Annotated in this window: 19 protein-coding genes; 18 read left to right on the top strand and 1 reads right to left on the bottom strand. The window is 66.9% G+C overall.

Features of this window, described 5'->3' with window-relative positions; genetic code table 11:
* The first annotated feature begins 261 nt into the window (after positions 1-261).
* The 18 genes from ACN9M2_RS16205 (at position 262) to ACN9M2_RS16120 (ending at position 23,683) form a co-directional block, all read left to right on the top strand.
* Positions 262-1,308: a rod shape-determining protein gene (locus ACN9M2_RS16205; protein ID WP_072322142.1), complete on the top strand. Its 1,047-nt coding sequence runs from the start codon at positions 262-264 to the stop codon at positions 1,306-1,308.
* A gap of 40 nt (positions 1,309-1,348) precedes the next feature.
* Positions 1,349-2,359 (top strand): rod shape-determining protein MreC, encoded by a 1,011-nt coding sequence (mreC, locus tag ACN9M2_RS16200; RefSeq protein ID WP_426285660.1) that lies wholly within the window; start codon positions 1,349-1,351, stop codon positions 2,357-2,359.
* Positions 2,356-2,847 (top strand): rod shape-determining protein MreD, encoded by a 492-nt coding sequence (gene mreD, locus ACN9M2_RS16195; protein ID WP_306849425.1) that lies wholly within the window; start codon positions 2,356-2,358, stop codon positions 2,845-2,847. The genes mreC and mreD overlap by 4 nt, the downstream gene beginning before the upstream one ends.
* Positions 2,844-4,859, top strand: coding sequence for a penicillin-binding protein 2 (mrdA, locus tag ACN9M2_RS16190; protein WP_426285659.1), 2,016 nt, complete (start codon positions 2,844-2,846; stop codon positions 4,857-4,859). Before mreD ends, mrdA begins: the two co-directional genes overlap by 4 nt.
* 2 nt (positions 4,860-4,861) lie before the next feature.
* A complete protein-coding gene (gene rodA, locus ACN9M2_RS16185; RefSeq protein WP_426285658.1) occupies positions 4,862-5,977 on the top strand; it encodes a rod shape-determining protein RodA in 1,116 nt (371 codons plus the stop codon).
* Positions 5,978-6,047: 70 nt separating this feature from the next.
* The gene (gene mltB, locus ACN9M2_RS16180) at positions 6,048-7,079 is read left to right on the top strand and encodes a lytic murein transglycosylase B (RefSeq protein WP_426285657.1); all 1,032 of its coding nucleotides are present in this window, start codon (positions 6,048-6,050) and stop codon (positions 7,077-7,079) included.
* 89 nt (positions 7,080-7,168) lie between these two features.
* A complete protein-coding gene (locus tag ACN9M2_RS16175; protein WP_426285656.1) occupies positions 7,169-8,443 on the top strand; it encodes a septal ring lytic transglycosylase RlpA family protein in 1,275 nt (424 codons plus the stop codon).
* 37 nt (positions 8,444-8,480) lie between these two features.
* Complete coding sequence (locus ACN9M2_RS16170; protein ID WP_426285654.1) at positions 8,481-9,701, top strand: D-alanyl-D-alanine carboxypeptidase family protein; 1,221 nt, start codon at positions 8,481-8,483, stop codon at positions 9,699-9,701.
* 12 nt (positions 9,702-9,713) lie between these two features.
* The gene (locus ACN9M2_RS16165) at positions 9,714-10,004 is read left to right on the top strand and encodes a DUF493 family protein (protein WP_306849434.1); all 291 of its coding nucleotides are present in this window, start codon (positions 9,714-9,716) and stop codon (positions 10,002-10,004) included.
* Between the two features lie 344 nt (positions 10,005-10,348).
* The gene (lipB, locus tag ACN9M2_RS16160) at positions 10,349-11,017 is read left to right on the top strand and encodes a lipoyl(octanoyl) transferase LipB (protein WP_371024432.1); all 669 of its coding nucleotides are present in this window, start codon (positions 10,349-10,351) and stop codon (positions 11,015-11,017) included.
* A gap of 12 nt (positions 11,018-11,029) precedes the next feature.
* Entirely contained in the window at positions 11,030-12,028 is a 999-nt protein-coding gene (gene lipA, locus ACN9M2_RS16155; protein WP_426285653.1) for a lipoyl synthase, read from the top strand.
* Positions 12,029-12,059: 31 nt separating this feature from the next.
* Complete coding sequence (locus tag ACN9M2_RS16150; protein WP_426285652.1) at positions 12,060-14,387, top strand: carboxy terminal-processing peptidase; 2,328 nt, start codon at positions 12,060-12,062, stop codon at positions 14,385-14,387.
* Positions 14,388-14,562: 175 nt separating this feature from the next.
* Positions 14,563-15,426, top strand: coding sequence for a mechanosensitive ion channel family protein (locus ACN9M2_RS16145; protein ID WP_426285651.1), 864 nt, complete (start codon positions 14,563-14,565; stop codon positions 15,424-15,426).
* A 221-nt stretch (positions 15,427-15,647) separates the two neighbouring features.
* Positions 15,648-17,345, top strand: a complete 1,698-nt coding sequence (gene aceF, locus ACN9M2_RS16140; RefSeq protein WP_426285650.1) for a dihydrolipoyllysine-residue acetyltransferase — start codon at positions 15,648-15,650, stop codon at positions 17,343-17,345.
* Positions 17,346-17,360: 15 nt separating this feature from the next.
* Positions 17,361-19,178, top strand: a complete 1,818-nt coding sequence (gene lpdA, locus ACN9M2_RS16135; RefSeq protein WP_426285649.1) for a dihydrolipoyl dehydrogenase — start codon at positions 17,361-17,363, stop codon at positions 19,176-19,178.
* A gap of 62 nt (positions 19,179-19,240) precedes the next feature.
* Positions 19,241-19,699 (top strand): REP-associated tyrosine transposase, encoded by a 459-nt coding sequence (locus tag ACN9M2_RS16130; RefSeq protein WP_426285648.1) that lies wholly within the window; start codon positions 19,241-19,243, stop codon positions 19,697-19,699.
* Positions 19,700-19,997: 298 nt separating this feature from the next.
* The gene (locus ACN9M2_RS16125) at positions 19,998-21,320 is read left to right on the top strand and encodes an APC family permease (protein ID WP_426285647.1); all 1,323 of its coding nucleotides are present in this window, start codon (positions 19,998-20,000) and stop codon (positions 21,318-21,320) included.
* A gap of 248 nt (positions 21,321-21,568) precedes the next feature.
* On the top strand, positions 21,569-23,683 hold the full coding sequence (locus ACN9M2_RS16120) for a beta-agarase (protein WP_426285646.1): 2,115 nt from the start codon (positions 21,569-21,571) through the stop codon (positions 23,681-23,683).
* Here the strand turns inward: ACN9M2_RS16120 and ACN9M2_RS16115 are convergent.
* Positions 23,666-23,848: a DUF2061 domain-containing protein gene (locus ACN9M2_RS16115; RefSeq protein WP_426285645.1), complete on the bottom strand. Its 183-nt coding sequence runs from the start codon at positions 23,846-23,848 to the stop codon at positions 23,666-23,668. The genes ACN9M2_RS16120 and ACN9M2_RS16115 overlap by 18 nt on opposite strands.
* Positions 23,849-23,873: the final 25 nt, after the last annotated feature.

Raw genomic sequence — 23,873 nt, 5'->3', positions numbered from 1 at the left:
CCTGGAGGATGGTAAGTGGCGCGGCCATGATGGGCCGCCGCGAACGCCGCCCGCGACGGGTCCGGCAAACCTGCGGATCGTACCCAAAATCGGGCCCCGAGGCGACCTCTTCCAGGCCGAAGGGTTTGCCGGCCGGAAGGGGGTTCCGCACGCATCACCCGGAGTTACAAGGCTTTCTTAACGTATGCGCCCTTGCGTGGGGGATGGCGCCAATCTAGACTCGCACGCTTACTTTTTCCCGCTATGGGCGCCCGCCGCATCATGTTTAAGAAGTTCCGCGGACTTTTCTCGAACGACATCTCCATCGATCTCGGCACGGCGAATACGCTTATTTATGTGCGTGGGCAGGGCATTGTCCTCAACGAACCCTCGGTCGTGGCGATCCGCCAGGACCGTGGCCCCGGCGGCCCCCGTGCCGTCGCGGCCGTGGGTGGCGACGCCAAGCGCATGCTCGGCCGTACGCCGGGCAACATCGCCACCGTGCGCCCGATGAAGGACGGCGTCATCGCCGACTTCACCATGACCGAGGCGATGCTCCAGCACTTCATCAAGCAGGTGCACCGCTCGCGCATGCTGCGGCCCAGCCCGCGCGTGCTGGTCTGCGTGCCCTGCGGCTCCACCCAGGTGGAGCGCCGCGCCATCAAGGAATCGGCCGAAGGCGCCGGTGCCCGTGACGTCTTCCTGATCGAGGAGCCCATGGCGGCCGCGATCGGTGCCGGCATCCCGGTGCACGAGGCCCGCGGCTCGATGGTCCTGGATATCGGCGGTGGCACCTCGGAAGTGGCCGTCATCTCGTTGAACGGCATCGTCTACTCGCAGTCGGTCCGCGTTGGCGGCGACCGCTTCGACGAAGCCATCATCAACTACGTGCGCCGCAACCACGGCACCCTGATCGGCGAATCCACCGCCGAGCGGATCAAGCTGGAGATCGGCTGCGCCTTCCCGCAGAGCGAGGTCCGCGAGATCGAGATCTCCGGCCGCAACCTGGCCGAGGGCGTGCCGCGCATGTTCACGATCAACTCCAACGAGGTGCTGGAAGCCCTGCACGAGCCGCTCTCCGGCATCGTGGCGGCGGTGAAGGCGGCGCTGGAGCAGACCCCGCCGGAGCTCTGCTCCGACGTGGCCGAGCGCGGCATCGTGCTCACCGGCGGTGGCGCCCTGCTGCGCGATCTGGATCGCCTGATCTCCGAGGAAACCGGCCTGCATGTGCAGGTGGCCGACGACCCGCTCACCTGCGTGGCGCGTGGCGGCGGCAAGGCCCTGGAGATGATCGACCAGCACGGCAGCGACTTCTTCGCGTTCGAATGATGGCCGCGCGCGCGGCGCTTTGGCCGGAGCGCGCTGATCCATGGCCCTGAATCGCGACGACACCTCGCCGCTGTTCGCGCCCGGCGTGGCAGGGACACTGCGCCTCATCGTCTACCTCGCGCTCGCCTGCGTGCTGATGGTGCTCGATCACCGTGGCGGCTGGCTGGGCAACGTGCGCTACGGCCTGTCGCTGGTGGTCGAACCCGTCTATCGCATCGCCGGCCTGCCCTCACAGGGGTTCCAGGCCGCGACGGTGGCGTTCGCCGACCGCCAGCGCCTTACCGAGCAGAACCAGCGCCTGCGTGAAGACCTGCTCCTGGCCAACGCCAAGCTCAACCGCATGGCATCCGTGGCCGAGCAGAACCAGCGCCTGAAGGAATTGCTGGACACCCAGCACAGCCTTTCGCTCAACGTGCAGCTCGCGCGCCTGATCGGCGTCGACCTGGGCAGCTTCCGCCACCGGATCGTGCTCAATGTGGGCGCCCGCGACAAGGTCCAGCCGGGCCAGGTCGTGATCGACGCGCGCGGCGTGATGGGCCAGATCGTCGAAGTGATGCCCACCACCTCGGTCGCCATGCTGATCACCGATCCCAACCACGCGATTCCCGTGACCATCGAGCGCACCGGACTGCGGACCATCGCCTACGGCTCGCGCACCGGCGATTCGCTCACCCTGCCGAACATTCCCGTCTCGGCCGACGTGCAGGCGGGCGACAAGCTGGTCACGTCCGGCCTGGGCGGCCGTTTCCCGCCGGGCTTCCCCGTGGGAGAGATCCGCGACGTGGCACAGACGCCCTCGGGCACCTTCCTTTCCGCACAGGCGAAGCCGGCCGCGGACCTGGATCGCAGCGAGGACGTCCTGCTGCTGCACGACCTTGCCGAACCCGCCGGCCCACCGGCACCCGCGCCGAATGTCGGGCCACCCGCCGACCTCGCTCCCGCTCCGGGTGCGCCGCCGGCGCAGACCTTGCCCTCCGTGACCTCGCCGACAGCGACGCCGACACCGGCGCGCCCGTCCACCGCCGCGCCGTCGACGGGGGCCACGCCATGAACAAGGTTCGCGTTCGCCAGTTGTGGTTCGCCGCCACGCTGCTGATGTCGCTGTTCCTGATGCTGGTCCCGTTGCCGGGCCCGCTCACCCCGTTCAAGCCGTATTGGCCGGCGCTGATCCTGCTTTACTGGTGCCTGCAATCGGGCGACAGGGTCACCCTCGGCCTGGCGTTCTGCGTCGGCGTGGCCGCCGATCTCTTCGACGGCATCCTGCTCGGCGAGCAGGCCTTGCGCCTCACCGCGATGGTTTTCATCGCGCTGCGCTTCCGCTCGCGCCTGCGCTTCTTCCCGATGTGGCAGCAGTCGCTCGCCGTGCTCGGCCTGCTGGTGAACGACCGCATCCTGCTCCTGCTGGTGCGCGTGTTCGGCGGCGATCCGCTGCCGCCGCCCGAGTACTGGATCTCGCCCCTGGTGGGCGCGGCGCTGTGGCCGTTCGTGTTCCTCATCCTCGACGACCTGCGCGCGCGCCTGCGCATCCACGAGGCATGAGCCGGCGGCGCGCCTCGATCAAGGAAGTCCGTGGCGAGGTGGCGCTGTTCCGCCGCCGCGCCATGGCCGGCTTCGCGCTGATCCTGCTCGGCCTCGCCGCCGTGTGCGCGCGCTACGTGTACCTGCAGGTGCTGCACCACGACGAGTTCGTGGCGCGTTCGGACCAGAACCGAGTGAAGCCGCGTGCGATACCGCCGGCGCGTGGTCTCATCTACGACCGCAACGGCGTGCTGCTCGCCGACAACGTCCCGGCGTTCCGGCTGGAAGTGATCCCGGAGCAGGTCAGCGACATGGACGAGATGCTGGGCAAGCTCGGCACCGTCGTGCCGCTCAGCGAAGAAGACATCGCCACCTTCAAGAAACAGGTGAAACAGGGACGCCGGTTCGAGGGGATTCCGCTCAAGCTGAAACTCACCGAAGACGAGATCGGCCGCTTCGCCGTGAACCGCTGGCGATTCCCGGGCGTGGACGTGGTGCCGTACCTCACCCGGCGCTACCCGATGGGCCCGCTGCTGGCCCATGTCATCGGCTATGTCAGCCGTATCGACGTGGACGACCTCGATCGCATGGACGACGACGAGGAAGCCAGCTACAAGGGCACCACGCACATCGGCCGCATCGGCATCGAGCGCTACTACGAGAAGCTGTTGCACGGCGCGCCGGGCTACGAGCTGGTCGAAGTGAACGCCGACGGACGCACGCAGGCCGTACTCGACACGACACCGCCCACGCCGGGCAAGAACATCTACCTCTCCATCGACGTGCGCCTGCAGAAGGCGGCCGAGGAGGCGATGAACGGCCGCTCCGGCGCGGCGATCGCGATCGATCCGCGCAACGGCCAGGTGCTGGCCTTCGCCAGCGTGCCGAGCTTCGATCCCAACCTGTTCGTCAACGGCATCAGCTCGGCCGATTACAAGGCGCTGACCACCGCGCCCGACAAGCCGCTGTACAACCGCGCGCTGCGCGGTGTCTATCCGCCGGGCTCGACGGTGAAGCCGTTCCTCGCCCTGGGTGGCCTGACCATGGGCATTCGCCGGCCATCCGACACGGTGCTGTCCACGGGTGAGTTCTGTATCCCGGGCCAGTCGCGCTGCTACCGCGACGACAAGCGCGGAGGCGATGGCACGGTGAACATGATCCGGGCCATCGAGCTCTCGACCAACACGTATTTCTACCGGCTCGCGCTCGACATGGGCATCGACCGGCTCTCCGACTGGATGGGCAAGCTGGGCTTCGGCAAGAAGACCGGCATCGACCTCGTCGGCGAAGTGGAGGGCGTGCTGCCCTCGCGCGAATGGAAGGCGACGCGCAGCAAGGCGGGCTGGTTCCCTGGTGAAACCATCATCTCGGGTATCGGCCAGGGCTACTGGGCGGTGACGCCGCTCCAGCTGGCGCACGCCACGGCGACCTTCGCCGGCCGTGGCATCCCCTATACCCCGCATTTCCTGCTCGATACGCAGGACGGCGTCGACAGCCCGCGCGTGCCGCAATCATTCCCGCCGTCCGGGCCGTCGGTGATCCGCAAGGCGGCCGACTGGGACGCCGTGAACGAAGGCATGGAAGCCGTCATCAACTCGGGCAAGGGCACCGGCAAGCGCCTGGGCACGGGCTTCCCGTACATCATCGCGGGCAAGAGCGGCACGGCCGAGCGCTTCTCGCGCAAGACCGACGCCTACGACACCAACAAGAACACCGCGTACCTCGCCAGCCGCCACCGCGCGCTCTTCATCGCGTACACGCCCGCCGACGACCCGAAGATCGCCGTGGCCGTCGTGCTGGAGGCCGGCGCCTGGGGTGCGCAGGATTCCGGCCCCATCGCGCGAAAGGTCCTCGATCAATGGGTGGTGGACGAGGGTGGGCAACGGCCGGAGGACCTGACGCCCGGCCAGATCGTCACCTCCGACGCGGTACCGGAGCCCACGCCGGGCGAAGCCTCGTCCGTACAGGAAGCCCAGCCCGCCGGAGCCACCAGCACCGACCTGCCGCCCCAGGATGACGGGGAGGACCAGTAGCCATGTTCCAGAAGCTCACCATGCGCATGAAGCGCTTCGGCCTGCGCCTGCTCACGCGGCCACGGCTCGACCTGCCGCTCCTGCTGGCGCTCTTCGTGCTCGGCTGCGCGGGTCTCGCCACGCTCTACAGCGCGGGCAACGGCAATTTCTCGCTGGTCACCGGGCAGGCCGCGCGCTTCGTCCTCGGCGCCGTGCTGCTCCTGGTCATCTCGCGCATCCCGCCGCCGGTGCTGCGCTCATGGACGCCGTGGCTCTACCTCGGCAGCACCGCCTTGCTGGTGGTCGTGGCCGTGCTCGGCGAAGGCCGCGGCGCATATCGCTGGCTCGACCTGGGTTTCATGCGCTTCCAGCCCTCCGAGTTGCTCAAGCTGACCATGCCGATGATGGTCGCCTGGTACCTGCATCCACGGCAGTTGCCGCCGAGCTGGAAGGACATCATCGTGGTCGGCCTGCTGATCGCGGTGCCGGCCGGGCTCATCGCCGAGCAGCCCGATCTCGGCACCGCCTTGCTCGTGGCGGGCGCGGGCGCGTTCGCGCTCTTTCTTTCCGGCATGGCCTGGTGGCGTATCGGCCTGATCGTGGGCGGCGTGGGCGCGGTGATCCCCGTGGCGTGGCAATTCCTGCACGAATACCAGCGCAATCGCGTGCGCACGCTGCTCGATCCCGAATCCGACCCCCTCGGCAACGGCTGGCACATCATCCAGTCGAAGATCGCGGTGGGCTCCGGCGGCGTTTTCGGCAAGGGCTGGCAGCAAGGCACGCAATCGCGCCTGGAGTTCCTGCCCGAGCACACCACCGATTTCATCTTCGCCGTCTTCTCCGAGGAGTTCGGCCTGGTGGGCGTCATTGCGATCATGCTGCTCTATGCCTTCATCATCGGCCGCTGCCTGTGGATCGCGATGAATGCGCGCGACACGTATTCGCGCCTGCTCGCCGGCGCGATCGGCATGAGCTTCTTCGTCTACGTGGCGGTGAACGGCGGCATGGTCGCGGGCATCCTGCCCGTGGTGGGCGTGCCGATGCCACTGGTGAGTTACGGCGGCACCTCGGCGGTTTCCCTGCTCACGGGCTTCGGCGTGCTGATGTCGATCCATGCGAACCGGAAGCTGCACGACTAGGCCTCCGTGGCCTGAACGTCGGCCCGGGATCGCCCCTGATGCGCCACAGGCGCGTGCTACGCTTCCACGCATGGATGAAGTTCTCGCCGCGCGCCGCGCACGACCCGCACGTCACCTCCCGCGCCTCGCTGGCGCGATGATCGCCTTCCCCCTGATGTTCGCCTCCGCGGCCTTCGCCGAAACCCATCCGGGGCAGGAACAACTGGTGCGCGAAGTCGCCAGGGACACCGGCAAGAGCAAGGCCTCGCTGAACGCGTTGCTCGACGGCGCGAAGAAACAGCAGGCCATCCTCGATGCCATCAGCCGCCCGGCCGAGGGCAAGCCGTGGCGCGACTACCGTCCGATTTTTCTCACCGAGCAGCGTATCCAGGCGGGCGCGGATTTCTATCGCCAGCACCGGCAGTTGCTCGACGGCATCGGCCGCAAGTACGGCGTGCCGCCGGAATACATCGTCGCGATCGTCGGCGTGGAAACCTTCTACGGCCGCAACACCGGCAAATGGAAGGTGCTGGATGCGCTGACCACGCTGGCGTTCTACTACCCCAAGCGCGCGCCGTTCTTCCGCGAGCAGCTGAAGGCCTTGCTCGAACTGCCGCAGAACCACCTGGGCGGTCCGCTCGACACGTTGACCGGCTCGTATGCCGGCGCGCAGGGCTGGGGCCAGTTCATGCCCTCGTCCATCCGCGACTGGGGCGTGGATTACGATCACGACGGCCATATCGACATGAAGGGCTCGATGGGCGACATCTTCGCCAGCGTGGCCAACTACTTCGCCCAGCACGGCTGGGAAGCGGGTGGCCCGGTCGCCGCGCGCGCCCAGCCCGACGCGCGCGCCGTGGCTCCGGCCGTGCCCAAGGACTGGAAGCCGGTGGCGCCGGTGGAATCGTTCGTCGCCGACGGCTTCGCGCCGCTGCAACACCTCAACCCTGGCCGCGACGCGCAACTGGTGCGCCTGGACGGCCCGGCAGGTGACGAGTACTGGTTCGTGTTCCAGAATTTCTACGTGATCACCACATACAACCGCAGCCCCATGTACGCCATGGCCGTGGACCAGCTGGCGCGCGAGATCCGCGCCCGCACGCACGGGCCCGGCGAACGATGATGCCAGGGTGGCAGCCCGCCGTCCCAAGCCAGGCCCGATGGGAGCCTCGGCACCCGTGGAAGCACTGGTGGGGGGCGACCCTGTCGGCGATGGGAGCTCGCGACAACCTTGAATCGCCGACAGGGTCGGCTCCCACCAGGCTGAAACGCCGCGCTTCGTTCCTCGCGATCATCCTCATCACGCTGCTCCTCACCGCCTGCGGCGGCTCCCGTAACGCGCGCCCCTCGTCGCGCGGCGGCAGTTCCGCCCCGCCGAGCGGCGGCCGCTACGACGACATCCGCAAGTCGCAAGGCTCGCGTTATCGCTCCAGTTCGGACAGCGTTCCCACCGATATCCCGGACGTGAACAAGCTCCCGGAGCCGGTGCCGAAGGTGGAACCGCGCTCGCTCTACGGCAACAAGTCGCCGTACTCGGTGCTGGGCCAGACCTACAACGTGCTGCCGAGCCCGCGTGGATACGTGGAACGCGGCATCGCCTCGTTCTACGGGAACAAGTTCCACGGCTACAAGACCTCGAGCCTCGAGGAATACGACATGTACCAGTTCTCGGCGGCGCACAAGACCTTGCCGCTGCCGAGCTACGCGCGCGTCACCAACCTCGAGAACGGCAAGAGCGTCATCGTGCGCATCAACGACCGCGGCCCGTTCCACGAAAACCGCATCATCGACCTCTCGTTCGCCGCGGCCGTGAAGATCGGTGTGTGGCCGAAGGGCACGGGGCTGGTGGAGGTGCGGGCGATCGACCCCAACGACCCGGGTAGCGATCGCGGTGCGCCGTATGTGAACACGGCGCCGAAGCCGGCTCCGATCACCGCGCCGCCTCCGCCTTCGCAGCGCGCGGTCACGGCTTCGGTGGGGACCGGTCCGGTGCGGTCCAACCCGGTGGGAGCCAACCCTGTTGGCGATGCCGGCGTGCGGCAAGCTCCCATCGCCAACAGGGTTGGCTCCCACCAGGATGCCGCGGTGGACGATGATGACCACGTGCCCGGAATGACCGGGGTTTCCCCGAACGAAGCGTTGCCGCCGTTGGCCGCCGCGACGACGAACGCGGCGGCCTCAGCGCCGGCCTCGACCACCAGCCAGGGCATCGCCGCCGCCCCGGGGCCGATCACCGCTCCCTCGGCCGGCAAGCCCAGCATTTACCTCCAGGTCGGCGCCTTCTCCGACGTCGTGAACGCGAATCGCGTGGCCGATCAATTGAACCGTGCGGGCCTTGGGCCGGTCAGTGTGGTCGAGGCCAATATCGGTGGCCGCAACGTGCGCCGTGTGCGCGTGGGACCGTTGGCCGACGTGGACACGGCCGACCGCGTGACCGAACAGATTGCCGGCATGGGCCTGCCCAGGCCGCAGGTCGCGGTAGACTGACCTTCTTTTTCCTGCTTTGAACTGGACCGTTGAAACGATGAAGCTCTTGCCCCGTTCCCTGTTCGCTTTCGCCGCCGCCGCGCTCATCGCCGGCGTGACCGTGGCGCAGCAGACCCCGCCTCGTCCGTCCGTGCCGCGTCCGGTGGTTCCCGAGGCGCCGGTGCCGCCGCCGCCGGATGTCGAAGGCAAGAGCTGGGTGCTGATGGACTACAACACCGGGCAGATCATCGCGTCGAAAGATCCCGACCTCCAGGTCGAGCCGGCATCGATCACGAAAGTGATGACCGACTACGTGGTGTCGGCCGAGGTCGGCAACGGCAAGATCCACATGACCGATCCGGTCACCATCAGCGAGAACGCGTGGCGGGGCGGCGGTGCGGGCACCGATGGCTCCACCAGCTTCCTCAAGCTCAACAGCCAGGTGCCGCTGAAGGACCTGCTCTACGGCATGATCATCCAGTCGGGCAACGATGCCGCCATCGCGCTGGCCGAGCACACCGCGGGCTCCGAGCCCGCCTTCGCCAACCTGATGAACGCCTACGCCAAGCAGCTCGGCATGACGCATTCGAATTTCCAGAACGCGTCCGGCTACCCGGTATCCAACCACTTCACGACGGCCCGCGACATCGCGATCCTGTCGCGTGCGCTGATCCACGATTTCCCCGAGGACTATGCGATCTCGGCCGTGAAGGAGTTCGAGTGGAACGGCATCAAGCAGCACAACCGCAACCTGCTGCTGTGGCGCGACAACACCGTCGACGGCATCAAGACCGGCCACACCGCCGCGGCCGGCTACTGCCTTGCCGCATCGGCGAAGCAGGGCGACGCGCGCATGATCGCCATCGTCATGGGTGCCAGCAGTGAGAAGGGCCGCGCCGACGCCGCGCTAGCGCTGCTCAACTACGGCTTCCGTTTCTACGAATCGCACAAGCTCTACGAAGCCAACAAGCCGCTGGCCACGCCGAAGCTCTGGAAGGGCGCCGAGAACACCGTCGCGCTGGGCCTCACCGAAGACGCCCTCGTCTCGGTCAAGCGCGGCGACTACGACAAGCTCAAGGCCAACCTCGATATCCCCGCCACCCTGATCGCCCCGTTCAAGAAGGGCCAGCAGGTGGGCACGCTGCGCGTCACCCTCGACGGCCAGCCGGTACTCACCGCACCGCTGGTGGCCCTGGCGGATGCGCCGGAAGGCGGCTTCTTCTCGCGCCTGTGGGACACGATCATGCTGTGGTTCCACAGCGACGGCGACAAGAAGTAAGAGGGCGAGACGATGCGTGAAATCGACTTCAGCGATGCGCAGAAGGAAGGGAAGGGCTTCCAGTTTCCCGGCGAATTCGAGATCACCGCGATCGGCAATGCCAACGCGGGCCTCGACAAGCATGTGCCGGCGTTGCTGCATGGCATCGGGTTGGAAGTGCTCCACGAGACGCTTTCCACGAAGCTGACCCCGGCGGGCAACTACCAGTCGGTGACGGTGAGCTTCGTGGCTCCGTCACGCGAGAAGTATCTTGAAGCCCACAGCACGTTGCGGGCGGATCGGGATATTCGCTTCACGATGTAGGTCGTCGCGCGGCCGGATCGCCACGGCGGTCTGGCCCGCTGCCGCGGGATCGCCGGCACAGCCGGCTCCCACAAGATCGTTCCGCACAGCCGGTTCCCACAAGATCGCTCCGCACAGCCGGTTCCCACAAGATCGCTCCGCACAGCCGGCTCCCCCGAGATCGCTCCGGCCTGGTGGGAGCCGACCCTGTCGGCGATCCGGGCGAAGCCCGGCAGGTCCTAGTCCCTTAGTATCCGCAGCCTTGTGGGAGCCGGCTATGCCGGCGATGGGGCGCCGCAGGGTTACTCTTGTAACCCACGGCCCTCGCCCACAATTCCCCCGAATCCCCTCCGACCTTCGCTCCCATGACCCTCCCGCTCAACGTCCGCCGGCTGGGGCGCGTGCCCTACGAGTCCACCTGGAAGGCCATGAGCGCCTTCACCGACAACCGCACCGACGACACCGTCGACGAGCTGTGGCTGCTGGAGCACGACCCGGTGTTCACGCTGGGCCAGGCGGGTCTGCCGGAGCACGTGCTGGCGGCGGGCGACATCCCCGTGGTCCGCGTCGATCGCGGCGGTCAGGTCACCTATCACGGCCCCGGCCAGATCGTGGCCTACCCGATGATCGACCTGCGCCGCGTGGGCGTGGGCGTCCGTGAGCTGGTCCACCGCATCGAGCAGGCCATCATCGACACCCTCGGGGAGTGGAATATCGGCGCGGAGCGCCGCGAGGGGGCGCCTGGCGTCTACACCGCGGGGGCCAAGGTCGCCGCGCTGGGCCTGCGCATCCGCCGCGGCTGCAGCTTCCACGGGCTGGCCTTCAACGTGGACATGGACCTGGAGCCCTACCACCGCATCAATCCCTGCGGCTACAAGGGTTTGGAAGTCACCCAGGTGCTAGACTTGGGCGGTCCGTCGCGGTTGGCGGACGTGGAAGACGTCCTGGTACAGGAATTCTGCAAGCAGTTCGGTTTCCACGCCGTCGACGCCGCGCCCATCCTCCCCGAACTCCCCGCCCGCCTTGCGGTCTGAGGCAGTAGCCCTATGAGCCAATCCTCCATTTCCCCCTCCCGCAGCATCCCCATCGCCGTCGTCGACAAGCCCGGCGAGAAGATGCTCGGCAACGACAAGATCGCGCTCAACCGCGCGAGCTTCGACGCCAACCAGCCCGTGCTGCGCAAGCCGAGCTGGATCCGCGTGCGCCTGCCGCAGGGCAACGCCGTGCAACAGCTGAAGGCGCGCCTGCGCGAGAACTCGCTGACCACGGTGTGCGAGGAAGCCAGCTGCCCGAACATCCACGAGTGCTTCTCCAAGGGCACCGCCACCTTCATGATCCTCGGCGAGGTCTGCACCCGCCGCTGCTCGTTCTGCGACGTGGCCCACGGTCGTCCGCTGGCGCCCGATCCGCTCGAGCCGGCCCGCCTTGCCGAGACGATCCGCGATATGCGCCTGAAGTACGTGGTGATCACCTCGGTGGACCGCGACGATCTTCGCGACGGCGGCGCCGCCCATTTCGCGGCCTGCATCCGCGCGGTGCGTCATGCCAGCCCCGATATCCGCATCGAGATCCTCACCCCGGATTTCCGCGGCAAGGGCCGCATGGAGCGCGCGCTGGAGGTCCTCAAGGATTTCCCGCCGGATGTCTTCAACCACAATCTTGAAACGGTCCCGCACCTCTACCGCGAGGTCCGTCCGGGCGCCGATTACCAGTGGTCGCTGGATCTGCTGAAGAACTTCAAGGCGCAGCACCCGACGGTGCCGACCAAGTCCGGCATCATGCTTGGCCTGGGCGAGACGCTCGAACAGGTGCTGGAGACCATGCGGGATCTACGCGCCCATGACGTCGACATGATCACCATCGGCCAGTACCTGCAGCCGACGGCGCACCACCACCCGGTGGTCCGTTACTGGACGCCGGACGAATTCGAGGCGCTGCGCGTCGCTGGCGATGAAATGGGTTTCTCCCATGTCGCTTCCGGTCCGTTGGTGCGATCCTCCTACCATGCCGACCTGATGGCTCACGCCGCCGGCGTCGTCGAATAAACGCCCCAACGCATTCCGAGGCTCCGATTACATGACTCTTCGCCCCGCGATCGCTCTCCTGCTGGCCTTGTCGGCCGCGGGTGTCCAGGCACAGGCTGCCGCGCCGCAGCAGCAGCCGGGCACGACCGCGCCGGCGGGCAAGTCGACGCCCCAGCCCAAGGATGCCTCGGAAGCGGCCACGTCGCCGGAGCCGCAGCGCAAGGAATCCAGCCTGCCGCTGAAGCCCACCCAGGCCGAGGCCCAGGCGTCGCAGCTGTCCGCGCGCTTCCTCACCCGTTTCCACTACCAGGCCCAACCGCTCGACGACGCCATGTCGGCCAAGATCTACAAGGCCTACATCGAGTCGCTCGATAGCGAGAAGGTCTTCTTCACGCAGGAAGACCTGGCCAAGTTCGACCCGCTGAAGACACAGTTCGACGACGCCATCTGGAACCAGGATCTCTCCGGTCCGTTCTCGGTGTTCAACCTGTACATCACGCGCGCCGTCGACCGCATGAACTACGCGCGCAGCCTGCTCAAGCAGGGCTTCGACTTCAGCGGCAACGAGAGCTTCAACTTCGACCGCAAGAAGGCCGCCGCGCCGAAGAATCAGGCCGAGCTGGACGACGTGTGGCGCAAGCGCACGATGAACGACTGGCTGCGCCTGAAGCTGGCCGGCAAGAACGACGACGACATCCGCAAGACGCTCGACAAGCGCTACGCCACGTACATCTCGCGCGTGCGCCAGCTCGACGACGAGGACGCGACGCAGGCCTTCATGACCGCGTACGCCAACTCCACCGACCCGCACACCGATTACCTCGGCCCCCGCGCCGCCGACGCCTTCGACATCGCCATGCGCCTGTCGCTGGAAGGTATCGGCGCGGTGCTGCAGGCGCGCGACGACTACACCACCATCCGTGAACTCGTCCCGGGCGGTCCGGCGATCAAGTCCGGCAAGATGAAGCCCGGCGACCGCATCGTCGCCATCGGCCAGGGCGAGACCGGCCCCATGGTCGATGTCGTCGGCTGGCGCCAGGACGACGTGGTCAAGCTCATCCGTGGCAAGAAGGACACCACCGTCCGCATCGAGACCCTGCCTGCCGATGCCGGCGTGGACGGCAAGCACGAGATCGTGACCCTCGTGCGCAAGAAGGTCACGATGGAAGAACAGGCCGCCAAGTCGAAGGTCATCGACGTGAAGGACGGCGACGTCACGCGCAAGATCGGCGTGATCGAACTGCCCACGTTCTACCAGGACTTCGGTGCGCGCCGTAACGGCGATGCCAACTTCAAGAGCGCCACCCGCGACGTGTCCAAGCTGCTCACCGAGCTGAAGGCGCAGAAGGTGGAAGGCGTGATCATGGATCTGCGCAACAACGGCGGCGGCTCACTCAACGAGGCCACCGAACTCACCGGCTTGTTCATCGACACCGGCCCGGTGGTGCAGGTGCGCGACGCGCGCGGCCAGGTCGACGCCCAGGGCGACGACGCGCCGGGCATGGCGTGGGACGGTCCGATGGCCGTGCTGGTCAACCGTGGTTCGGCATCGGCGTCGGAGATCTTCGCCGCCGCCATCCAGGATTACGGCCGCGGCATCATCATCGGCGAGCCCACCTTCGGCAAGGGCACCGTGCAGAACCTGGTCGACCTCGATCGCTTCGGCAAGGCCACCACCGGTGAGGACGCCAAGTACGGCGAACTCAAGATGACCATCGCCGAGTTCATCCGCATCAACGGCGACAGCACGCAGTTGCATGGCGTCACGCCCGACGTGCAGTTCCCGCAGAATGGAGACGCCAAGGAATTCGGCGAGTCCACCTACGACAACGCGCTGCCGTGGCGTCACATCGATCCCGCCGACTACAAGCCGGTGGCCGATCTCAAGCCGATCATCGGTCCGCTCAACCAGAAGCACCAGGCGCGCGTGGCCACCTCGCCCGCGTGGAAGTTGATGCTCGACGAGCTGGCGCAGTACCAGAAGCTGCGCGACAAGACCGACATCTCGTTGAACTTCGCGGCGCGCCAGGCCGAACGCAAGCAGTACGACGCTATCCAGACCGACTTCCGTAACCGCCGCAAGGCGATCTTCGGCGGCGACGGCAGCCCGGCGGAACTGGGTGACGATGGCAACACGGCCGACGACGGCCTCAACGCCAACGAGCGCAGCATCAAGTCCGAGATCAAGCAGGAAGCCGAGGCGAAGAAGGCCAAGGACACGCCGCTGGACGAAGCCGCCCACATCGTCGGCGACGAAGTTGCGATGATCAAGGCCGATCCCAAGATCGCCGCGGAAGTACTTCCGTACGGCGGCCGCAAGATCGACGCCCCGCAAACGGCGCAGGTCCCGGCAAAACCCCCGGCAGACAGCACCCCGTAAAGAGAGCCGTTGTGGGAGCCGACCTTGTCGGCGATCCCGCGGCAGCGGGCCAGGTTAAGGCAAGCACCCATCGCCGGCAGAGCCGGCTCCCACACAAAACGAGCTTCCACCTAGCACTCATTCATCCTTTTCCTGATAGCCTCGATGCGCTTTTTCATCGCACAAGGGCAGGGAAATGACGGATCTCCTCGAACGACTCGGCGTCGAACACGCCATGAGCGTCCTGATCGTCGGTTACGCCATCCGCATCGGGCTGGCGTTGCTGCTCCTGGTCGCGGGCTTCTGGCTTGCCGGGCGTATCGCTAATGTCGGACGCCGTGCGCTCGAACGCGCGCATGTCGACATCACGCTGGCGTTGTTCCTGCGCAACCTCATCTACGGCGTGCTGCTGGCGCTGCTCTTCATCAACGTGCTCGGTACGGTCGGCGTCCCGACCACGTCGTTCATCGCCGCGCTGGGGGCGGCCGGCCTCGCCATCGGCCTCGCGCTCAATAGTTCGCTGTCCAACATCGCCTGGGGCGTGTTGCTGATCCTGTTCCGTCCTTTCCGCGTGGGTGACTTCGTCAGTTTGGGTGGCATCGACGGCACGGTGGAAAGCGTGAACCTCATGCACACCTACCTGATCACGCCGGATAACCGTCAGGCGGTGGTGCCCAACGCCAAGGTGGGCGGCGACGCGATCATCAACTACAACGTGCGCGGCACGCGCCGTTTCGAGTTGAAGGTGGGTATCGGCTATGGCGACAACATCGGCAAGGCCATGCAGGTAGTGCAGGATCTCTTTGCCGCGGACCCACGCATCCTCAAGGACCCCGCGCCCGGCGTGTGGACCGAGGCGTTGGGCGATTCCAGCGTGAACCTCATCATTCGTGGCTGGACCGCCACGGCGGACATGTGGGAAGCGCAGACGACGCTCCTGCGCCGGATCAAGGAAGGTTTCGACGAGGCCGGCATCACCATCCCTTACCCGCAGAGCGAGATCCGTCTCGTCGGGCCGCCATCCGAGGGCGAGCGCAATCCACTGCAACCCGCAAGGTGAGGGTCGGCCCCCACCGAGCGGTTAGCGGCCAGGGCTTCAGGCCCATCCAGAACCGCCCCGCAAAGCAGAAATCCTCCCAAACGACCGTTTGAATCGAGCAAAAACGGGTCATCCGGCGGGCCCTAGGGATTACAATCGACCGGTTGCGCCGCAGCACGGCGCCCGTCATTCCCCCGCCAGCGGGTTCGTCCGCCCGCAAGCGCCTGTTTTTAGGAGGTTCCATGGCCGACGTCAAAGAAGCCCGCGTCCCCGATATCGGTGGTAGCGCGGTCCCCGTCATCGAAATCATGGTCAAGGTCGGCGATCGCGTCGAGAAGGACCAGAGCCTGGTGACGCTCGAGTCCGACAAGGCCACGATGGAAGTTCCGGCGCCGTTCGCTGGCGTAATCAAGGAACTGAAGGTCAAGGTCGGCGACGAAGTCGACGAAGGCCACGTCATCGCCCTGGTGGAAGCCGAGGGCGACGCCCCGGCGGCACAGCCGAAGGCCGAGGCGCCCAAGGCGGAAGCCCCGAAGGCCGAGGCCCCGAAGGCAGCCGCTCCGGCGCCCGCGCCCGCCGCGGCCAAGGCGCCGTCGGCGTCGAAATCCTCCGGTCCGGTCGAGGTGAAGGTTCCCGACATCGGCGGCAAGCCGGTGCCGATCATCGAGATCATGGTCAAGGCCGGTGATCGCGTCGAGAAAGACCAGAGCCTCATGACGCTCGAGTCCGACAAGGCCACGATGGACATTCCCGCGCCCGCGGCGGGCGTGATCAAGGAACTGAAGGTCAAGGTCGGTGACGAGGTCAACGACGACCACGTCATCGCGATCCTCGAAGGCGAGGGCGGCGAAGCCGCCGCCGTCGAACAGCCGGCGCCGTCCAGCGACAAGCCAGGCATCTCCGAAGCCCCTGCCGAAGCGCCGCGCCGCGAAGCCGCAGCCGCGCCGTCGGCCGACGTGCCGGTGGGTGGTGCGCCGCGCACGCCCCCGGTGTCGTTCGACGCATCGGTGGTCATGCCCGACGCCGTGCCGTATGCGAGCCCGGCCGTACGCGCTTTCGCGCGCGAACTCGGTGTCGACGTGGCCCGGGTCAAGGGCAGCGGCCGTGGTGGCCGCATCCAGCGCGAAGACGTGTCCGCCTACGTGAAGCAGGTGATGACCGCCGGCGCGCCGGTAGCCGCGGGCGGTGCCGTCGCCGCCGGTGGCGGGCTCAACCTGCTGCCATGGCCGAAGGTCGATTTCTCCAAGTTCGGCGAGGTGGACGAGAAGCCGCTGTCGCGCATCCAGAAGATCTCCGGTGCGAACCTGGCGCGCAACTGGGCGATGATCCCGCACGTCACGCAGTACGAGGACGCCGACATCACCGAGCTGGAAGCCTTCCGCAAGAAGCTCGGCGAAGAGAACAAGGATCTGAAGATCACCCCGCTGGTGTTCCAGATCAAGGCGGTGGTCGCGGCGCTGAAGAAGTTCCCCACCTTCAACGCCTCGCTCGACGCCTCCGGCGAAAAGCTCACGCTGAAGAAGTACTTCCACGTCGGCATCGCCGTGGACACGCCCGACGGTCTCGTCGTGCCGGTCATCCGCGACGCCGACAAGAAGGGCCTGCTCGAACTCGCCGCCGAACTGGGCGAGATCTCGAAGAAGGCGCGCGACAAGAAGCTCACCGCGAACGACATGTCCGGCGGTTGCTTCTCCATTTCCTCGCTCGGCGGTATCGGTGGCACGGCGTTCACGCCGATCATCAACGCCCCGGAAGTGGCGATCCTCGGCGTATCGAAGGCGCAGATGAAGCCGGTCTGGAACGGCAAGGAATTCGCGCCGCGCCTGATGCTTCCGCTGTCGCTGTCGTACGACCACCGCGTGATCGACGGCGCGCTCGCCGCGCGCTTCGCCGTGTACCTCGCCAACCAGCTCGGCGACATCCGCCGGCTGTTGCTCTGACGGGGAGACCGGACCATGGCTAACACCATCGAACTGAAGGTTCCCGACCTCGGCGGCTCGCACGACGTGCCGGTCATCGAGATCCTGGTCAAGGTCGGCGACAGCGTCGAGAAAGACCAGAGCCTCATCACCCTCGAATCCGACAAGGCGACGATGGACGTGCCGGCCACGCAGGCGGGCACCATCGTCGAACTGAAGGTCAAGGTCGGCGACGAGCTGAACGACGGCAGCGTCATCGCCCTGATCGAAGCCGAAGGCGACGCCGGCAAGCCGGCGGCCGACAAGGTCGTCGGCCAGTCCGTGGCGAAGGAAGCGCCCGCACCCGCCGTGCCGTCGCCCGCTCCGGCACCGCCGAAGCAGGCCGTCGCGGCCCCGGCTCCCGTCGCGAACGTGAAGGCGGCCGGCGACTCCGGACGCAAAGCGGACATCGAGTGCCAGCTGGTCGTCCTCGGCTCGGGCCCGGGTGGGTATACCGCGGCGTTCCGTGGCGCCGACATCGGCCTCGACACCGTGCTGGTCGAACGCTACGAATCGCTCGGTGGCGTCTGCCTCAACGTGGGCTGCATTCCGTCGAAGGCGCTGCTGCACGCGGCCGCCGTGATCGACGAGGCCGCCGCCATCGAGGCGCACGGCATCAGCTTCGGCAAGCCCAAGATCGACCTGGACAAGCTGCGCTCGTTCAAGGAAAAGGTGGTCGGCAAGCTGACCGGCGGCCTCGCCCAGATGGCGAAGGCACGCAAGGTGCGTACCGTCACCGGCGTCGGCATGTTCATCTCGCCGAATGAAATGGAAGTCCAGACGGCCGAAGGCACCAAGCTCATCCGCTTCCAGAACGCCATCATCGCCGCCGGCTCGCAGTCGGTGAAGCTGCCTTCGTTCCCGTGGGACGACGAGCGCGTCATCGATTCCACCGGCGCGCTCGAACTGCGCGACGTACCGAAGAAGCTGCTCGTCGTGGGCGGCGGCATCATCGGCCTGGAAATGGCCACGGTGTATGCGGGCCTCGGCTCGGAAGTCACGGTGGTCGAGCTGGCCGACCAGCTCATGCCGGGTGCCGACCTCGACCTGGTGAAGCCGCTGCAGGGCCGCATCGCCAAGCGCTACAAGGGCATCCACCTCAAGACCAAGGTCGTCGAGGCGAAGGCCACGAAGAAGGGCATCGAAGTCACCTTCGACGGCGAGAGCATTCCCGAGACCACCGTCTACGATCGCGTACTGGTGTCCGTGGGCCGCTCGCCGAACGGCAACAAGATCGGCGCGGACAAGGCCGGCGTGGAAGTCAGCGAGCGCGGCTTCATCCCCGTCGACCGCCAGATGCGCACGAACGTGAAGCACATCTTCGCCATCGGCGACCTCGTAGGCCAGCCGATGCTGGCGCACAAGGCCACGCACGAGGCCAAGGTCGCCGCGGAAGCGGCCGCCGGCCAGAAGAGCTTCTTCGACGCACGCGTGATCCCGTCGGTGGCCTATACCGATCCGGAGATCGCCTGGGTCGGCGTGACCGAACGCGAAGCGAAGGAAAAGGGCCTGAAGATCGGCGTGGGCAAGTTCCCCTGGGCGGCGTCCGGTCGCGCCATCGGCATCGACCGCACCGAAGGCTTCACCAAGCTCCTGTTCGACGAGGAAACCCACCGCATCGTCGGCGCCGGCATCGTCGGTCCGCATGCGGGCGACCTCATTTCCGAACTCGCCCTCGCGATCGAGATGGGTGCCGAAGCCGGTGACATCGGCCGCACCGTCCACCCGCACCCCACGCTCGCCGAATCCGTCGGCATGGCGGCCGAGGTGTACGAAGGCACGATCACCGACCTGTACATCCCGAAGAAGAAATAACCTACCGACGCCCGCGGTGCCGTACGGCATCGCGGGTCGTCGCGGCCGGGCATGGTCGGTGAATGTTTTCACGACCCCATTCCCGCGATCTTCGCCGCGGCCGGGTATCAGAGCCCGGTCGCGTCTACTTCGTTACGACCACGACGTGGAACCGCGCTCCGTTGTTCCGCGATGTCGCATGCGCACGGCGCGCTTCCCGCATTTGTCATTCGACCGAGGCCTGGAAAGGTGCCCGCTGCCTTGCCTGGGTACTGATGCCGGATCACTGGCACGGACTGATCGAGCTTCACGATGGGGATATTTCGCGGGTCATAGCGAGATACAAGGCTATGGTGTCCAGCTCGATCAAGCGCTCGACGGGGCGTCGTTCCCCGGTTTGGCAGAAGGCATTCCAGGACCGGGCGCTTCGCAAGGATGACGACATAAAGGTGGCAGCGCGATACATCGTCGCGAATCCGTTGCGTGCCGGGTTGGTCGACCGAATCGGCGATTACCCGTACTGGAATGCTGTCTGGTTATAGGTTGCCAGGCTGTCTGCCTGCATGGATGCCGGCCTGCTCCGTGTACCAGCCTGCTCTGTGTGGAGGCCTGCTTTGTGTGGGAGCCTGCTTGTGTGGGAGCCGGCTATGCCGGCGATGGCCTGCCAAAAGATAACCCTGGAGCGACATCGCCGCTGAAGCGGCTCCCACAGGGAGGCAGTTCCCACAAGGGAGGCAGTTCCCACAAGGGAAGCGGCTCCCACACGGGACAGCCGGCCGGAAACCGGCCCATGACCACGGTCATATCGCCCTGCATCGCCGGTTATGGCATGGTCGGCGGATGCCAGCCCCTCAGCCTGCCCATTACCTCCGTCGCCTCGGTATCTGGGATGCCGCGATGATCGTCATTGGCGGTGTCATCGGCGCGGGCATCTTCCGCACGCCGGCCACCGTCGCCCAACTCACCAGTTCCGGCACCGAAGTCATCGTGCTGTGGACGCTCGGTGGCCTGCTCACCCTCGCTGGCGTGCTTTGCTACGCCGAACTCGGTGCGCGGCGCCCGCAAGCCGGCGGCACCTACGTCTATCTGCGCGAGGCTTTCGGCCAGCTGCCGGCCTTCCTGTTCGGCTGGACGATGGCGCTGATCAACTACCCGGGCAGCGTCGCCGCGGTCGCGACCACCTTCGCCGACTACGCGTGCCGCGCCATGGGTCTCCCGCACGAATGGGTGAAGCCGCTGGCGGTCGGCGCCATCAGTTTCATCGTGGCGGTGAACCTCTTCGGTATCCGCGCCGGCGCCTGGGTGCAGAACACGTTCACCGTGTTGAAGCTCGCTGCCGTCGCGCTGCTGATCGTGGTGGGCTTGTTCCTCGCCCGTGGCCACCTCGGCCTGGCCTTCGCCGCCGATCCCACGCATGACGTACCGGCGAGCACGGTGATCGGCGCATTGCTACCGGCGATGTTCGCGTATGGCGGCTTCCATTACCTCAACGACCTGGCCGGCGAAGTGCGCAATCCGCAACGCACGCTGCCACGCGCGCTCGGGCTGGGCATGGCCAGCGTGGTGGTGTGCTACGTGCTGGTGAATATCGCCTACATGGCGGGGCTCGGCCACGACGGTCTCGCCGCGAGCACCGCGCCCGCCGCCGACCTGATGCGTCGCGTGTTCGGTGAATCCGGTGCCACGATCATCGCCGTCGGCATCGCGTGTTCCACGTTCGGCTACTGCAGCATCGCCATCGCGGGCGGCGCGCGCGTGCTGCAGGTGATGAGCGCGGACGGCATGTTCTTCCGCCCGATCGCCCGCATCGATGCGCGCACCGGTGCGCCGCAGTTCGCGCTGGTGGCGCTCGGCGCGTGGGCGATCGTGCTGATCCTCTCGGGCAGTTTCAATGCCTTGCTCAACTACACGACCGTGGGCGAGTGGTTGTCGCATGCGTTCGGCATCGCGACGATCTTCTGGTATCGCAAGAAATTGCTGTCGGAGCCGTCGCCTTATCTGGTGCCCGGCTATCCATGGTTGCCGCTGGTGTTCACCACGACGGTGCTTTGCGTGATCGCAGCGACCGCGGTGACGGCGCCCGCGGATGCGGGGATGAGCCTGGTGATCATCGCCGTTGGCGTGCCGGTGTATTACCTGTGGCGCCGCCGGGCGGCGGGTTGAGCAATGGAGGGGTGGACTTCACCTGGACCTTCTCCGTGAGAGGTGTTTATGTGAGAGGTGTTTAATTGTGGGAGCCGCTTCAGCGGCGACAGGCGAAACGTGATCTGGCCCGCTGCCGCGGGATCGCCGGCATAGCCGGCTCCCACAACGCCATAGCCGGCTCCCACAACGGCATGCCCGGCTCCCACGACGGCATTTGTCGCGACTGGATCGGGACATGTTCACGTCTGGCGTGGCAGATTGGGACGATGCGCCCACTCATCCTTTTCGTGCTGGCCACCTCGACGGTTTTCACTGCGGGCGTAGCCGCCGCGGCAGCCGTCGATCTCGTCCATCCGGCCGGGGACGTGCGCATCGCGGCGCACGACGCCGTACTCGACCCCACCGTGCGCAAGAGCGCGGAAGGGGAGGAACTGGTGGCGGCGACGTTCAAGCCGGCGGCGAAGCCGTCGCTCGTGCTCACGCCCCCGAAGGGCACGTGGGCATGGCCCGCCGATGGCACCCTGCGCTTGCGCGTGCAGAACGGCATGCCATGGCCGGTCACGCTCACGATCGACGTGGCCTCGGCCTCGAAGCACCTCACGGCGACGGTGGGCGTACCGCCTGGTCCCCCGCAGACGGTGTCCTTGCCGTTGCAGGCCACCTCGCCGCGCGCGTTCGGCATGCAGGTGGGCCCGCCGATGCCGTTCGACGACCGCCTCGTCGCCACCTCGGTCGACGGGGCGATCGATGCGCGCGCCATCACCTCGGTCACCCTCTCGATGCCCCAGCCCGGCGCGCCGCAGACCTTGCTGTTCGGCAAGCTCGACGATGTCGCCGGCAGTGACGACCTGCGCCACGCCTATACCGCGATCGTCGATCGCTACGGCCAGTACACGCTTGCCGACTGGCCCGAAAAGATCGCCAGCGACGCGGATCTGAAAAAGCGTGCCAACGCGGTGCCGAATGTCGCCGAGCCGAAAGGACTCGACCAGTACGGTGGCCGCACCGACCTCCCGGCGATGCAAGCCACCGGCTGGTTCCACGCGCAGAAGCAAGGCGGCCGCTGGTGGCTGGTGACGCCGGAAGGGCACGCGTTTTTCTCACTCGGCGTCAATGCCGTGAACCTCACCGACGGGCGCACCTACGTGCAAGGCCGCGAGTACATGTTCGCCGACCCTGCCGCCGCCAGCGGACCTTTCGGTGGCAGCGGCGACAGCCGCAGCGACCAAGGCTCGCAGCGCGACAACGGCATGAATCACGGCCGTTGGTGGGATATCTACGCGAACAACGTCGCGCGTTCGCTCGGCGACAAGGCAGAGGCGGCGTGGCGCAAGCGCAGCGTGGATCGCCTGAAGGCCTGGCGGTTCAACACGCTGGGCAACTGGAGCGACCCCGCCTTCGCGGGCGACCACCGCATCGCCTACACCGTGCCTGTCCTGATCCGCGGCGACTTCAACACCGTCGGCACCGGGTTCGACTACTGGGGCCGCATGCCCGACCCCTTCGATCCACGGTTCACCAAGGCCACCGAGGTCGCCGTTGCCAACGCGACCAAGGGCGTCCGCGACGATCCCTGGTTGCTGGGCTATTTCGCCGACAACGAACTCTCGTGGGCGGGGCAGGGACCGCAAGGCCGTTGGGCGCTCGCCACGGGCAGCCTTGCGCAAGGTCCGGAAAGCCCCGCCAAGCAGGCCTTCCTCGATTATCTGAAGAAGACCCACGGCGACGCCGCCACGTTCGCGAAAGCGTGGGGCGTGCCGGTGGCGAATTGGGAGCAGGTGGCCGCCAAGGGATTCAAGGCGCCGGACCCCAACGAAGCGCATCCGGCGATCGCCGCCGACTACATCGCCTTCCTGAAGCTTTATGCGAACCAATACTTCCGCACCGTCGCGCAGACGCTGAAGAAAGCCGATCCGCACCACCTGTTCCTTGGCGGCCGTCTGGCCGTCCGAACGCCCGAGGTGGAAGAAGCCAGCGCGGCCTATGCCGACGTCACCAGCATCAACACCTATACCGACCTGCCAGAGCACGGCTTCGACGTGGCCGCCTTCCGCAAGATGGACAAGCCCGTGTTGATCACGGAATTCCACTTCGGCTCGGCGGATCGCGGTCCCTTCGGCAACGGCGTCGCCGCGGTGGCCAGCGAGGAGGAACGCGGCAAGGCCTATGCGCGGTTCGTCGACGCCGCGGTGGCGTCCGGCGTGATCGTCGGAACGCACTGGTTCCAGTACGTGGACCAGCCAGTGACCGGCCGCATCCTCGACGGAGAAAACGCGCATATCGGGCTGGTCGGCATCACCGACATCCCGTTCGAAGGATTCACTCGCGCCGTCACCGACGCCAACGCCCGCACAGGCGGTGGATCAGGCGGCGCGCGCTAGGGGTAGGCCGCGTCGGGCCTCGCGTGACGCGCCCCGGCCCATGGCGAAGGCGATCGGTTCGGCGATACCGACGATCGTGCTGAGCGCCACGTTCTGGTTCACGGCGTAACTCATGGAAAACGCGATGCTGAAGTGCGTCGCGGCGTATTTGATCTTCCTGGCCATGGCCGGACTCTCCAATGGGAATGCA

Source organism: Luteibacter sp. E-22 (assembly GCF_049913125.1).
Classification (GTDB): Bacteria; Pseudomonadota; Gammaproteobacteria; order Xanthomonadales; family Rhodanobacteraceae; genus Luteibacter.
The sequence above is the reverse complement of the archived record's forward strand: the minus strand, read 5'-3'. Positions and strand labels throughout refer to the sequence as shown.

Bases quoted from the DNA above. Each gene is read 5' to 3' on its own strand.
- ACN9M2_RS16205 (WP_072322142.1), top strand. From the start codon at position 262: ATGTTTAAGAAGTTCCGCGGACTTTTCTCGAACGACATCTCCATCGAT.
- mreC (WP_426285660.1), top strand. From the start codon at position 1,349: ATGGCCCTGAATCGCGACGACACCTCGCCGCTGTTCGCGCCCGGCGTG.
- mreD (WP_306849425.1), top strand. From the start codon at position 2,356: ATGAACAAGGTTCGCGTTCGCCAGTTGTGGTTCGCCGCCACGCTGCTG.
- mrdA (WP_426285659.1), top strand. From the start codon at position 2,844: ATGAGCCGGCGGCGCGCCTCGATCAAGGAAGTCCGTGGCGAGGTGGCG.
- rodA (WP_426285658.1), top strand. From the start codon at position 4,862: ATGTTCCAGAAGCTCACCATGCGCATGAAGCGCTTCGGCCTGCGCCTG.
- mltB (WP_426285657.1), top strand. From the start codon at position 6,048: ATGGATGAAGTTCTCGCCGCGCGCCGCGCACGACCCGCACGTCACCTC.
- ACN9M2_RS16175 (WP_426285656.1), top strand. From the start codon at position 7,169: ATGGGAGCTCGCGACAACCTTGAATCGCCGACAGGGTCGGCTCCCACC.
- ACN9M2_RS16170 (WP_426285654.1), top strand. From the start codon at position 8,481: ATGAAGCTCTTGCCCCGTTCCCTGTTCGCTTTCGCCGCCGCCGCGCTC.
- ACN9M2_RS16165 (WP_306849434.1), top strand. From the start codon at position 9,714: ATGCGTGAAATCGACTTCAGCGATGCGCAGAAGGAAGGGAAGGGCTTC.
- lipB (WP_371024432.1), top strand. From the start codon at position 10,349: ATGACCCTCCCGCTCAACGTCCGCCGGCTGGGGCGCGTGCCCTACGAG.
- lipA (WP_426285653.1), top strand. From the start codon at position 11,030: ATGAGCCAATCCTCCATTTCCCCCTCCCGCAGCATCCCCATCGCCGTC.
- ACN9M2_RS16150 (WP_426285652.1), top strand. From the start codon at position 12,060: ATGACTCTTCGCCCCGCGATCGCTCTCCTGCTGGCCTTGTCGGCCGCG.
- ACN9M2_RS16145 (WP_426285651.1), top strand. From the start codon at position 14,563: ATGACGGATCTCCTCGAACGACTCGGCGTCGAACACGCCATGAGCGTC.
- aceF (WP_426285650.1), top strand. From the start codon at position 15,648: ATGGCCGACGTCAAAGAAGCCCGCGTCCCCGATATCGGTGGTAGCGCG.
- lpdA (WP_426285649.1), top strand. From the start codon at position 17,361: ATGGCTAACACCATCGAACTGAAGGTTCCCGACCTCGGCGGCTCGCAC.
- ACN9M2_RS16130 (WP_426285648.1), top strand. From the start codon at position 19,241: ATGTTTTCACGACCCCATTCCCGCGATCTTCGCCGCGGCCGGGTATCA.
- ACN9M2_RS16125 (WP_426285647.1), top strand. From the start codon at position 19,998: ATGCCAGCCCCTCAGCCTGCCCATTACCTCCGTCGCCTCGGTATCTGG.
- ACN9M2_RS16120 (WP_426285646.1), top strand. From the start codon at position 21,569: ATGCGCCCACTCATCCTTTTCGTGCTGGCCACCTCGACGGTTTTCACT.
- ACN9M2_RS16115 (WP_426285645.1), bottom strand. From the start codon at position 23,848: ATGGCCAGGAAGATCAAATACGCCGCGACGCACTTCAGCATCGCGTTT.